Annotated in this window: 10 protein-coding genes; 7 read left to right on the top strand and 3 right to left on the bottom strand. The window is 65.4% G+C overall.

All coding sequences use genetic code 11. The annotated features are described in order from the left end of the window. Positions 1 to 436: 436 nt before the first annotated feature. The 3 genes from dnaN (at position 437) to H0921_RS10805 (ending at position 4,959) form a co-directional block, all read left to right on the top strand. Complete coding sequence (dnaN, locus tag H0921_RS10815) at positions 437 to 1,762, top strand: DNA polymerase III subunit beta (protein WP_194538098.1); 1,326 nt, start codon at positions 437 to 439, stop codon at positions 1,760 to 1,762. Positions 1,763 to 1,810: 48 nt separating this feature from the next. Beyond that, a complete protein-coding gene (locus H0921_RS10810; RefSeq protein WP_194538097.1) occupies positions 1,811 to 2,182 on the top strand; it encodes a DUF721 domain-containing protein in 372 nt (123 codons plus the stop codon). Positions 2,183 to 2,376: 194 nt separating this feature from the next. Further along, positions 2,377 to 4,959: a DNA gyrase subunit B gene (locus H0921_RS10805; protein WP_194538096.1), complete on the top strand. Its 2,583-nt coding sequence runs from the start codon at positions 2,377 to 2,379 to the stop codon at positions 4,957 to 4,959. Between the two features lie 135 nt (positions 4,960 to 5,094). Here H0921_RS10805 and H0921_RS10800 read toward each other — a convergent pair whose 3' ends face one another. Further along, the gene (locus tag H0921_RS10800; protein ID WP_194538095.1) at positions 5,095 to 6,201 is read right to left on the bottom strand and encodes a hypothetical protein; all 1,107 of its coding nucleotides are present in this window, start codon (positions 6,199 to 6,201) and stop codon (positions 5,095 to 5,097) included. Between H0921_RS10800 and H0921_RS10795 the strand changes: the two genes are divergently transcribed. Then, positions 6,200 to 6,622, top strand: coding sequence for a cupin domain-containing protein (locus tag H0921_RS10795; protein WP_194538094.1), 423 nt, complete (start codon positions 6,200 to 6,202; stop codon positions 6,620 to 6,622). The two genes, H0921_RS10800 and H0921_RS10795, sit on opposite strands and share 2 nt — an antisense overlap. An 83-nt stretch (positions 6,623 to 6,705) precedes the next feature. On the opposite strand, the gene H0921_RS10790 is transcribed toward H0921_RS10795, so the two are convergent. Next, positions 6,706 to 7,641, bottom strand: coding sequence for a DNA-methyltransferase (locus H0921_RS10790; RefSeq protein WP_194538203.1), 936 nt, complete (start codon positions 7,639 to 7,641; stop codon positions 6,706 to 6,708). A gap of 506 nt (positions 7,642 to 8,147) precedes the next feature. On the opposite strand from H0921_RS10790, the gene ispE reads away from it, so the two are divergent. Next, complete coding sequence (gene ispE / locus H0921_RS10785; RefSeq protein WP_194538093.1) at positions 8,148 to 9,140, top strand: 4-(cytidine 5'-diphospho)-2-C-methyl-D-erythritol kinase; 993 nt, start codon at positions 8,148 to 8,150, stop codon at positions 9,138 to 9,140. After that, positions 9,106 to 9,741, top strand: a complete 636-nt coding sequence (locus H0921_RS10780) for a SpoVG family protein (RefSeq protein WP_194538092.1) — start codon at positions 9,106 to 9,108, stop codon at positions 9,739 to 9,741. Before ispE ends, H0921_RS10780 begins: the two co-directional genes overlap by 35 nt. A gap of 206 nt (positions 9,742 to 9,947) precedes the next feature. Here the strand turns inward: H0921_RS10780 and H0921_RS10775 are convergent, their stop codons facing one another. Next, positions 9,948 to 10,508, bottom strand: coding sequence for a DJ-1/PfpI family protein (locus H0921_RS10775; protein WP_194538091.1), 561 nt, complete (start codon positions 10,506 to 10,508; stop codon positions 9,948 to 9,950). Positions 10,509 to 10,952: 444 nt separating this feature from the next. On the opposite strand from H0921_RS10775, the gene mobA reads away from it, so the two are divergent. Next, on the top strand, positions 10,953 to 11,720 hold the full coding sequence (gene mobA, locus H0921_RS10770; protein WP_194538090.1) for a molybdenum cofactor guanylyltransferase: 768 nt from the start codon (positions 10,953 to 10,955) through the stop codon (positions 11,718 to 11,720). The last annotated feature ends 2 nt before the right edge of the window (positions 11,721 to 11,722 follow it).

The raw sequence follows: 11,722 nt of genomic DNA, 5'->3' as shown, positions 1-11,722 counted from the left end.
CATCGCCGCGGGGAGAGGAGGACGTGTGACTAACCCTGTGGAAAAGCTGGCGCGCGCTTGGAGCGCGGCGGAAACTTTCAGGCGCGCTCCGCTCCCTCCTATCGGCAGGACAGCCTTCCCCCCGCGGGTTGTGCTCACGGCGCGGCCAAAGCGCGCCGCCGGCGCGCCAACTTTTCCACAACCCCCGACAGAACCACAAACCTCGTTCGCCCAAACACTTGCGCCAGTTCCTCCACCCCTGCGCGACAGGCCCAGGCCGGATATTACTTCTGTCACTGCCTGGATAGACTTCCAAACAGAAGAGGGAAGCGGATACCGCTCCGACGGCGAGCCGAAAAATGGGTTGAAGAGACTAACGGAACGGCTGGAAATCGACGACCCCAGATACCGGCCGCTCTCCCAGCGGCCAGCTCCAGGATGAGAGCAAGGAGAAGCCATGAAACTGCGTGTGAATCGGGAAGCGTTGTTGGAAGCCTGCCAGTCGGCGGGAGCAGCCCTGCCCAACCGGGCCGTTCGGGAAGTACTCGCCTGCTTCCGCCTGGATGCGCGGGAGGACAGCCTAACCCTGACGGCCTTCGATATGGAATTAGGTATCCGCCAGGAGTTGCGCGGGGTCGAGGTTGTCCGCCCCGGCAGTACCCTCCTGCCCGCTGCCCAGTTGACCCAGATTCTGCGGGAAAGCCGAGCGGAAGGCGTCGAACTCGAAGCGCCCCTAACGTCTTCCGACGGACCGGACGGAGCAACTGCCACCTTGCGCTGCGGCAGCACAGCCAAGTTCGAGTTGCCCCAGCGCCCGGTCGAGGAGTTCCCCGAATTGCCCGAAGGGACCGACCCCAAGGAAATCGTTATCGAGGGCCTAGCCGGACAATTCCGTGAAATGATTCGCCGCACCCTCTTTGCCATCCCCAAAAAGGATGTCACTGATCGCTATGCCTTCAAGGGTCTGCTCTGGGACACAGGAGGGGGGGCTGCGGGAAGCGGACCCTCCGCCTCTTTGGCCTTGAGGCTGGTCGGTACGGATGGCAAGCGCCTGGCCCTCTGCGAGTCGGCTGTCACAGTCCAGGCTTCCCCGTCCGGCGTGCAATTGCATCCGCTGGTCCCGGCGCGCGCGATGACCTTGCTGGAACGCGTCCTGACCCACGACGGCGAGGTGGTGCGGGCCTATTTGGGAACCAACGACGTCCGCTTCCTCACCGAGCGGGCTACCATTTACACGACACTGGTGCAAGGCCGCTTCCCCCCCTACCGTGACATCCTGGAGAAGACGGAAAAGGCAGCCAAGATCAAGATTCCCCTGCCACTGGAGGAGTTCCTGGCGGCGGTGCGGCAGATCCGCGTCATGACCGACGAGGAAAGCCGGCGGGTGGACATTTCCTTCCGGCCCGGCGTGGCGATTCTGGAAGGTCGCGGACCGGCCACTGGCAGCGGCCATGTGGAGCTGGCCCTGCCGGACTTCGCTGGACCCGCCATCCACGTCGCCTTCGACCCGGACTTCCTCGTCGAGTACTTGAACATCGCCCGCAACGAAGTAGCCGAGCCAAAGGCGGAAGGTTCGCGTCCAGCGGCGGACGCCTCCCCGAGTTCCCCGCTGACGCTGGAACTGATCGCCGCGGACAAGCCCGCTCTGTTTCGCTTCAACGTGAGCGGTGGGACCGCTCCTAGCGGTGGGACCGCTTCCAGCGATGGGACCGCTCCCAGCGGTGGCGGTGTTTCCAAGTGGGTTTACCTGGTGATGCCGATGTCCGTGGAGAACCGCCGATGAGGGGGCAGGGCCGAGAAACTTCCTTCCGCGTGAGGAGGGCCAGTGGGGATGGCAAACGATTCCTTCCAGCGGCGCGAGCCAGCCTCCGGTTCGGACGGGGGGCGGCGGGAGCGTGGGCCGGAACCGCTCGCGGACATCCTCTCCCGCTTGTTCGTCAGCCGGGGCTGGGGGCGCAAGAGCGAACGCTTGCGGCTAGAGGCAGCCTGGGAAGCCGCTCTGGAGGCAGTCGTGCCGCGGTCCCTGCGGCAGCACACGCGTGTGGCCAGCTTGCGCCGCGGAGTGCTGGAGGTGGAGGTCAACGCCGCTCCTCTGATGCAGGAACTCAACCAGTTCCACAAACGCCGGCTGTTGGCGGCCCTCCGCCAGGCCCTGCCCGGCACGACTATCGCGGACATCCGCTTCCGCGCCGGGGCTTGGTGAGCTTTCCCCGCGGCTCTGCTGCTGGCCCCCGACACGCCGGGGATGGGCAACGGCCTGGACCAGCAAGCGGTGAATGGCCCAGAGCGGAGGCCGTGAACAGCGGCTCAAGCCGGCGGGCGGCGAAACCCTGATAGACCCGAAGTTGGTGAACCGAAAGCGAGGACTCATAGGAACCCGGAGTTAAGAGGAGCTTCATGAAACAGGACGAAACCCCGATCGCAGCTTCGACCTCGGCGACCCGTTCCAACGGCGAATACACTGAAGAGCATCTCAAGACGCTCAAGGATGCCGCCCACATCCGGCAGAACCCCGGTATGTACATCGGCAACACGCAGTCGGCCGGGCTGCACCATCTCGTTTACGAGATCGTCTACAACTCGGTCGATGAATGGATGGCCGGGTATTGCAAGCATATTCGGGTCATTCTGCACAAGGACGGCGCGGTGTCCGTCATCGACGATGGCCGCGGCATCCCGGTGGGCATCCGCCCGGAGACGGGCAAGTCGGCGCTGGAAGAGGCCCTGACCATCGCCGGCACCAGCGGCAAGTTTGACAACGAGGCCTACCGTGTCTCCGTCGGCTTGCACGGCATGGGGGCCAAGGCCATGAACGCCCTCTCCGAATGGTGCGAGGCGGAGGTCCGCCGCGAAGGCCGGGTGTACAAAATGGAATTCGAGCGCGGCTATGCCACCAGCGAATTGCAGGACCTCGGTCCCGCTCCCCCCGGCCAGACCGGCACCACCATCACCTTCAAACCCGATCCCGAAATCTTCGGCGACCTCACCCTCGATTACGACACCCTCGCCGACCGCTTCCGCGAGATCGCTTATCTCTGCCGGGGTTTGACCATCGCCCTGCTCGATGAGCGCGACGGCCGCAGCGACACCTTCTATTTCGAGGGCGGGATCGCCGAGTTTGTCGCCTGGCTCAACCAGGGCGAGACGGTCGAGCATCCCCCCATCTATCTCCGCCGCCAGGTGGATTATACCCTCCCCGATGCCGCCGGGCGCACCTTGCCCATCATCGTGGAAGTCGCCTTGCAATACACCCATGCCGATGAGGAACGCGTCCGCTGCTATACCAACAACGCCTTCAATCCCGGCGGCGGCACCCACCTGTCTGGCTTCCGCGCTGGCCTGACCCGTGCCATCAGCACCTACGGCAAAAAGGAAGGACACTTCAAGCCCGATCTGGAGCTGCGCGGCGAAGACTTCCGGGCCGGCCTGACCGCCGTCGTCAGCCTCAGCCATCCCGATCCTGTCTTCGAGTCCCAGACCAAGATCAAGCTGAACAATCCGGAGGTGGAAGGGATCGTCGCCAGCGCCGTCTATGACTTCCTGACCGACTATTTGGAGAAGAATCCCAAGGAGGCGGCACGGATTTGCAAGCGGGTGGCCCTGGCGGCTGAGCTGCGCATCGCGGCCAAGAAGGCCCGCGACGCCCTCATCGATCGCAAGAAAATCCTCGGCGGCGGCGGACTGCCCGGCAAACTCATGGACTGCACCACCCGCCAGCGCGACCAGAGCGAACTGTTCCTCGTGGAAGGCGACTCTGCCGGCGGCAGCGCGGAAAGCGGACGCGACCGCTACTTCCAGGCCGTCCTTCCCCTGCGCGGCAAAGTGCTCAACGTCGAAAAGGCCCGCCTGGACAAACTCCTGAAAAACAACGAGATCGCCGCCCTCATCGCTGCCATCGGCATCGACATCGACAACGTCGAGGACATCAGCAAAGTCCGCTACGGCAAAATCATCATCCTCACGGATGCCGACGTGGATGGGCAGCACATCCGCACCCTGCTGCTCACCTTTTTCTTCCGCCAGATGCGCAAACTGATCGAAGAAGGATACGTCTATGTGGCCCGCCCTCCGCTTTACAAGGTGACCCAGAAAAAGGAGGTGCGCTTCGTGGCCACCCGCGAGGAAATGCTCCGGGAGCTGACCGAGCGCGGCCTGCGCGGCACCCGCTTGCGCCTCACTCGGCCCGATCAACCCCCCCGCGAACTCTCCAGCGAAGAGCTGGCCCCGCTCTTGCCTATCCTCGCCGACATTGAGACCGTCGTCGGCCAACTCGAACGCCGCGGCCAAACCCTCGAAAGCGTCCTGCGCCGGGCCAGAACCACCGAACGCGACGGCAAAACCATCCTGGAAGTACCCGTCTATCACGTCCGCTTTGCCGGTCAGGACTACTGGTTCGCCACGCAGCAGGAGTTGCAAGCTTTCCGCAGCGCTCAGGCCCAGGCCCTGGGCAAGGAATTGACCCTCTCGGAAACGGTTCCTCCGCTGGGAGCGGCCTCGCCTGCCGACGGCTCTTCTCCCCCGCCCCTGGCTGCGGATCACTACGCCCTCGAAGAATGGCACGAGTTGCGCGCCCTCAACCGCGCCTTGGCCAAACTTCTCGACGCCGGCTTCCTCCCTGCCGATCTGCTCCCCCTGCCCCGCATCGCCGGGCGCGAACCCCCCATCCGCTTCACCTTGATCCGGGAAGCCCAGCAGATTCCTCTGCCGGACCTGCTCGCCCTGCCTGCCGAAATCCGCCGCCTCGGCGAAGCCGGTATCTCCATCACTCGCTTCAAAGGACTCGGCGAAATGAACCCGGAGGAACTCTGGGCTACCACCCTGGACCCCAAACACCGCTCCCTCATGCGCGTCACCCTCTCCGATGCTCAGCGGGCCGAGGAACTCTTCCGTATGCTCATGGGGGAAGAAGTCGAAGGGCGCAAGCAGTTCATCATGAAACGCGCCATCCACAACTTTGAGGAGATCGACTACGGCGCCTGAGCCGGGCGCCTGAGCCGTTCGGGGACCGCCTTGCCTTCTCCTCGGCCCTCCTTTGTGATCCCTTGCCGCGGCCAGGTGTCGGACTTGGGCGGGATGGGAGGACCTGGCGGACGAAGGGCGTCCCCCCGCCGGCCATTAGCGGCTCGCCGGGGCGGACAGCTCGATGACAAGGGGAACTGGCGGAGCAGCAGCGGGGATGGGGGAGAGCTTCAGCGTTCGGCGGCGGACGTGGGGAGCGGTGAAAAACTGGCGGACCACCAGCGTGCTTTCCGGATCGCGTTCCTGGCGGCGCACGGTCCAACTGGGATGCCAGACGATCAGTTCCCACTCTCCCGCGGGCACCGCCGGCCACTGGAAGCGGCCTTGGGCGTCCGTGACGGCGGCGTAGGGATGATCGCACACCAGAATGTAAGCACGTGTCCAGTAACGGCGGGCATCGTCAAATAGCTCGATGATCGGCCAGGGCGAGGCGGGGGAATCGGCCGGGACGGCGTCGTCTACGGCCCGGCTGGGGCCAACTTCCCGGCGCAACGGCGGCAGGCGGCGCACCAGAGGGGAGCATCCCGCCGGTACCGCCCAGCGGAAGAAGGCCGCTCCACGGCCCGCCAAGGCGTAAAAGCCCTCCCCTTCCCCCGTGATCGTGATCTCCGCTCCCGCAGCGGCGATGCCCAGTCTCCCGGACCGCTTCCCTTGCTCAATGAAGAGGGCCTGATTGTGCAAACGCACGTGCAGCGGCGGCCAGTGTGCTGCCGCGCCCGGCTCAGGGGCTGCTCCTTCCTCCTGGCGGCTAGCCGCTGGTGTGGTTTCCCCGTCCCGCCGCGGAGATAACGGCTCCAGCCAGACGAAGGCCTCCGCCACGCCCCCGTGGACCGGCTCCCGCTGCAAGCGGTTCGGATGCGGCACCGCCTGGAGTGCCACTCCCCCTGCCCCCGTCGTGCGGATGGCCATACAATCGGCTATGGCGGGCATCGGGCCGGACCAGACCACCTGACCCTGGAGGGAAACCCAAGCGGCTTGGCCCGGCGGACCTGCGGTATCGCCCGGCGCTTCCCGGCGGCTTGGCCCGGCAGAGACGCGCTCACTCTCGCTCGGCCCTGCCGGCACCGGCGAATCGGACCCTCCCGCGCAGCCGCTGATTCCCAGCACCAGGGCCGCCAGACCTGCCGCTAGGAGCGGTCCCGCCGCGGAACGCGGTCCTCCCCTTCGAGGCCTGAACCTCCTTGCGCTGAAGGTCATCGCCATGACGCCTCCTGCCCCTGGACGTTTCCTCATTCGGCACGAGCGAGAAGCTCCTCAAGTGCCCTGCCCCTGCGGTGTCAGCACGCGTATCCTGACCGCCGCTGATGGCGCCCCCTGCTCCCTCCACGTCACCACCATCCGCGAGGCGCTCCTCCACTACCACCAGCGCACCACCGAGGTGTACTACATTCTCGAAGGAACGGGCAAGATTGAACTCGACGGCACCTGGTACCCGGTAGAACCGGGCAGCACCGTCTGGATTCCGCCGGGCGTTCGCCATCGCGTCCTCAGCGAGGCCGGCCTGCGCACCATCGTCTTCGCCTTGCCTGCTTTCGATCCCGCCGACGAATGGCTCCTCGACGAGCACCCCTCCTCCGCCGCCTGCTCCTCCTCCGCCCCTTCTTCCGTTTCTTCGGCTCCTTGATTTCTGCGGATATTAGGTAGCTCCTGGTCCTGGGCACCCTAGGATTCTTCTGTTATCCCAGGGATTTTTCCCGGTCTTGCCGCTCACTTGCGGAGGGTTTTCGGCTTTGGGGCTTGCTGCCGTTTCTGGAAGGGAGAAGGGTCGAAGCCGATCCATTCGATGCCGCGGATGCCGTCGAAGCGCCGAGCCATGACTTCCAGGGCTTCGGGATTGTTGTCGATGAGGAGGAAGCGGCGGCCCAACTCCAGGGCAGCCCTCCCTGTGGTGCCGCTGCCGGCGAAGAAGTCGAGGACCAGCGCGCCGGGACGCGAGGAAGCCTGGACGATGCGCCGTAGGATGCCCAGCGGTTTCTGGGTCGGATAGCCGGTCTTTTCCTTGCTGGTGGTTGGGACGATGGTGTGCCACCAGGTGTCGGTGGGCAATTTGCCGCGCGCCGCCTTGTCCGGTCCGACCAACTCCGGGGCCATGTAGGGAATCCGCTCGATCTCCTCGACGTTGAACACATGCTGCGAGGGGTTTTTGACGTAGAGCAGAATGTTGTCGTGTTTGGCCGGCCAGCGGTCTTTGGGCCGTCCGCCATAGTCATAGGCCCAAATGATCTCGTTGAGGAAGCAGTCTCGCCCGAAGATGGCATCCAAAAGCACCTTGCAGTAATGGACCTCGCGGTAGTCCCCATGGAAGTAAAGACTGCCGTGAGGTGCCAGGAGGCGGTGGGCTTCGATCAAGCGCGGCTCCAGGAAGGCCAGGTAGTCGTCGAACGTGTCCTGGAAGCGGCGGCTCCCAATGACAATGCTCTGGTAGCGTCGGCCCTGGAACCCTACGCGGTCCCCCTCCTCCGAACGGACCGTGCGGAGCTGCGTCCGCTGCTGGACTTTGCCCGTGTTGAAGGGGGGATCGATGTAGATCAGGTCGATGGAGGCGTCGGGCAGTTCCCGGAGGACGGCCAGGTTGTCGGCCAGGTAAATCTGGCCTACGACCTCGGCGGGAAGGGGGAAGCGGCAGCTCGCGGATGATGACACCGATTGTGACACGGGCGGGACTCTCCGCTTGGCTCAGCGGCTCTCATCCCCGCCTTCCCTCGGAAGCGGTGGGAATAGCGGGGTGGAACCAGGTTGTGTTCTTCCTCTCTTCATTTCATCCTATTGTCCTTTCCTCCTACGTTAGTGCTGCGTGAGTGGTCAAGAAGTCTTGGCAGTGGAGGTGGAAAAGGCGAAAGGTCCAGGGTCGGGGAAGCTAAAAAATTGCTGAGAATAGGGGGGATTTGCTCTTGACGTGGTTGAAATTTTCGTTTAGTAATTGCAGTCGAGTGATGAAGGGTGCCGCCCGCGTTTCAGGGATGGGGTCTAGGTCAGGGCTAGGGATTTGATTTGGTGGCGACCTGGGGGGCCACGAGGAGCGCGGCAGGAAGGGCCAACAGCGGCGGGTGGACCGCTGCGATGTTAGGGATCCGCGCCGTGGCCAGGTACTCGCCCCTAGGATGGGCGTGCTCCCTTCCCGTTGGCGAGCCGTTCTGAAGCATTCACCTATGGTGGCACTCCGGCCCGCAGAGCAGCGGCCTGCGCCGCTCTTTGTTTCCACATCTTCCACGGCGGTCGCACTCGCCGCACCGGCCAAGTTGAACCTGTTTCTGGAAGTTTTGGGGCGCCGCCGCGATGGTTACCACGAGCTGGCCACGCTCATGGTGGCGATTGACTGGTGCGATACCCTGGAGATCAGCCTGGGGGCGGAGGGCGAGCGGTATCTGGAATGCGAGCCGGCGGGGTCGGTGCCCTGCGGTCCGGAAAATCTGGTGTGGCGGGCGGCGGAGCTTTTAGCGGACCGGGCGGGGCGGAAAGCGGCGGGGTGGCGGATGCGCTTGAGCAAGCGGGTGCCGAGCCAGGCGGGATTGGGCGGCGGTTCCTCGGATGCGGCGGCGGCGCTCGTGGGCTTGCAGCGGTTGTGGAAATTGGCGCTGACAAACGAAGAACTGCTTGCTATGGGGGCAGCCGTCGGTTCAGACGTCCCCTTCTTCCTGGCGGCTCCGGTGGGGTGGTGCACTGGACGGGGAGAAGTGGTGGCGGAGGAAAGGATGGCATGCCCGCTCCATTTCGTGGTCGTCTGCCCGCCGGTGGGATTGGCGACGAGCCGTGTTTATGCGGCTGTGAAGCTGCCGGCGGTGCCACGGGATGGGTCCGGCGTGCGGGAGGCCCTGCGCCGCGGAGAGGTTTCCGCTCTGGGGGAGTGCCTGTTCAACCGGTTGCAGGAACCGGCCTTGGAGCTGGAACCGCTGCTGGGTCGGCTGCACCGCCGCTTGGCTCAGGCGGCCCCCTTCGGCGCCTGCCTTTCCGGCAGCGGGTCGGCCTTGTTCGCCCTGTGCCGCTCCCGCTCCGAAGCGGTCCATGTGGCTGAGAAGTTCCTCCGCCAGCAGCCGGCGGATGAACCGCGATCCCGTGTTGTGGTGGTCCAGAGTCTAGCTCCCGATCGGACTTGCAAGGAGAAAAGCGGTGGTCATCACGGAAGTGCGCATCAAGCTGTGTGAGGAGAATAGCGAGCGCCTCCTCGCCTTCTGTTCCGTCACCTTCGACAACGCCTTCGTTGTGCGGGATTTGAAGATCATCGAAGGCGCCAAGGGGCTATTTGTGGCCATGCCCAGCCGCAAGCTGGCCGACCGCTGTCCCAAATGCGGCGGCAAGAACCATCTCCGCGCCCGCTATTGCAACAACTGCGGCACTCGGCTCGACGAGAATCGGGCGGTCCGCCTCGGCGACGGGCGGGTCCGACTCCATGCCGACATTGCCCACCCCATCCACGCCGCCGCCCGCGAGCAAATCCATAACGCCATCATCAAGGCTTACTACGAGGAAAAGGAAAAGGCGCAGCAGCCCGGCTACGTCTGCACCTACGACCTGGATGATTACGACTACGAAGACACGCCGGTCACCTACACCAGCGTAGCCGCGGAAGTGGCCCGCTCGGTTCAACCTCATCCGGCCCATTCGCCGGTCAAGGGGACGCACTTCACGCCGTCTTCTCCCCCCGCTCGGCCCTCCGCTCCCTGTGATGAAGAGAACGCCCCCAGCCGCAACTCGGCTTCCTCCCTCACTCCCAGCGCAACGCGGGGGAACACCTGCGGCACTTGACTTCCTCTAACTCTCGCTGGACAGCCCAGGTTTGAGACGGCCTGGGTAGGACCGGCCTGCTGCTTCCGAGATGGCCGGGATGGGGGCTTGGCTGGGCCAGCGTGATCACCTGGCGAAGGGTGTTCGGCGGCCTGACTTCGTGGAGAGGACGGCGGTGCGCCGGCGCTTCCTGCAAGCCTTTCCCGCCGTTGTCCCGCGGCGTTCTCTCAGCGGCCTAAAGCCAGCCGCAGCATTTGGACATAAGCCCGCATCCAGGCGGCGTTGTCATGCCAGGTCCGCGCCGTGACGATCGGACCGCTGATCACCACCGGTTGGTCCACGTAGATGCCGCCGGAAAACTCGCAATCGTAGCGGCACTTGGGCACCGTAGTGACTTCCCGCCCCCGGATGATGTCCGCTGCGGCGAGGATTTCGATGCCGTGACAGACGGCGGCCAGCGGCTTGCCCAGGGCGTACAGGCCGCGGACCAGGCGGATCAGGTCAGCGTCATAGCGCAGGTATTCCGGTGCCCGCCCGCCGGTCAACACCGCACCGGCCAGGTCCTCCACCCGCAGCTCCGCAAAGCACGCCCCCGCCTCCAGCGTGTAACCGGGGCGCTCCTGCGTGATGTCCCACCCCTCCGGCCGCTCGTGCAGCACCAGATGATACCGCCGCCGCTGCGGTCCCGCCACCACCACCTCGTACCCTTCCTCTTGCAGCCGAAAGAGCGGATAGAAGGTGTCCAGCACCTCGGCGGCATCCCCGATCGCAAGCATGATCCGCGCCATACCGTTCCTTTCTCCACCTGCGCTTCGGTCGTTCCGGGAGTCCTCAGAAGGCGAGCCGGCCTGGACTGGAAAGGCCCAGGTTCTCCCCGTGTTCTGGGGCTAGTTCTCGGAGTCTTCCCAGTGGCTGGGGCTGGTCCTCGGAGTCTTTCCTGTGCCTGGGGCCTGGTCCTCGGAATCTTCCCGGTGATCTCGCGGTCTTGCCGGCTTCCCGGTTCCCCGACATCCCCGACATCCCCGACATCATAGCGTCCCTTCGCTAAAACGTCTCTGGCGTCCCCTTGCTGAAACGTCTCTGGGGGAACGGGGGGAAAAGCGGGAAAGAGCTGGGGAAGAACGCGAGGGCGGGGAAAACAGCCGGTTCTCCTGGGCTGATGGCGAGCGAGGCCGAACGGTTCCCGCCTCCCACCGGCGCCCTATTGAGGAACGAGGCGAAGCCAGGCGGCGATGGCAGCGGGCGTGCAGGAGGAGCAGGTGGAAGGCGCGGCGGGCATCCTGTTGTGCGGCGGGCGGTCCCGGCGGATGGGGCAGCCGAAGGAATGGCTGGACTTCGGCGGCGTGCCGCTGCTGGTACACATGCTCCGATCCCTGCGCGAGGTGGTCCGGGAGGTGGTAGTGGTGGCCGCTCCGGAGCAATCCCTGCCACCACTGCCGCCGGAGGTTGGGCAGAGCGTCCGCCTGGTCCGCGATCCGCAGCCGTATCCGGGGCCGCTGGTGGGCTTGCTGACCGGCTGGCGCGCTTTGCCGCCGACGGTGGACGCGGCCCTGGTTCTGGCGGTGGACATGCCGGGCGTCCCGCCGGTGCTCTTGCGGCAGTTGCTCCGGTGGCTGGAGGACGAGCCGGCGGTGGAGGCCGTCGTTCCCTATCTGGGGGAGCGCTGGCAGCCGCTGCTGGCCGCCTATCGCCGCCGTTGCCTGCCAGTGCTGCACGCCCTGGTGGAAGGGGGGAGCCGCCGCTTGCAAGACCTGCCCGCCGCCCTGAAAGTGCGCCCCGTCTCCCTGGACCAGCTCCGCGCTCTCGACCCCAGCGACCGCTGCTTGGCCAACCTCAACACGCCCGCGGATTATGCCGCCGCCCTTGCCGCCTGGAACCCCTCCGCTACCGCCCAGCGCACGGAGGCCCCCTCCGCTACCGCTCAGCCCACGGAGACCCTCGTCGGTGCCGCCCAGCCCACGGAGACCCTCGTCGGTGCCGCCCAGCCCACGGAAGTTTGAAA

The sequence above is a fragment of the Thermogemmata fonticola genome (assembly GCF_013694095.1).
Lineage (GTDB): Bacteria > Planctomycetota > Planctomycetia > Gemmatales > Gemmataceae > Thermogemmata > Thermogemmata fonticola.
The sequence above is the reverse complement of the archived record's forward strand: the minus strand, read 5'-3'. Positions and strand labels throughout refer to the sequence as shown.

Bases quoted from the DNA above. Each gene is read 5' to 3' on its own strand.
- H0921_RS10775 (WP_194538091.1), bottom strand. From the start codon at position 10,508: ATGGCGCGGATCATGCTTGCGATCGGGGATGCCGCCGAGGTGCTGGAC.
- H0921_RS10805 (WP_194538096.1), top strand. From the start codon at position 2,377: ATGAAACAGGACGAAACCCCGATCGCAGCTTCGACCTCGGCGACCCGT.
- H0921_RS10810 (WP_194538097.1), top strand. From the start codon at position 1,811: ATGGCAAACGATTCCTTCCAGCGGCGCGAGCCAGCCTCCGGTTCGGAC.
- H0921_RS10795 (WP_194538094.1), top strand. From the start codon at position 6,200: ATGACGCCTCCTGCCCCTGGACGTTTCCTCATTCGGCACGAGCGAGAA.
- H0921_RS10800 (WP_194538095.1), bottom strand. From the start codon at position 6,201: ATGGCGATGACCTTCAGCGCAAGGAGGTTCAGGCCTCGAAGGGGAGGA.
- dnaN (WP_194538098.1), top strand. From the start codon at position 437: ATGAAACTGCGTGTGAATCGGGAAGCGTTGTTGGAAGCCTGCCAGTCG.
- mobA (WP_194538090.1), top strand. From the start codon at position 10,953: ATGGCAGCGGGCGTGCAGGAGGAGCAGGTGGAAGGCGCGGCGGGCATC.
- ispE (WP_194538093.1), top strand. From the start codon at position 8,148: ATGGTGGCACTCCGGCCCGCAGAGCAGCGGCCTGCGCCGCTCTTTGTT.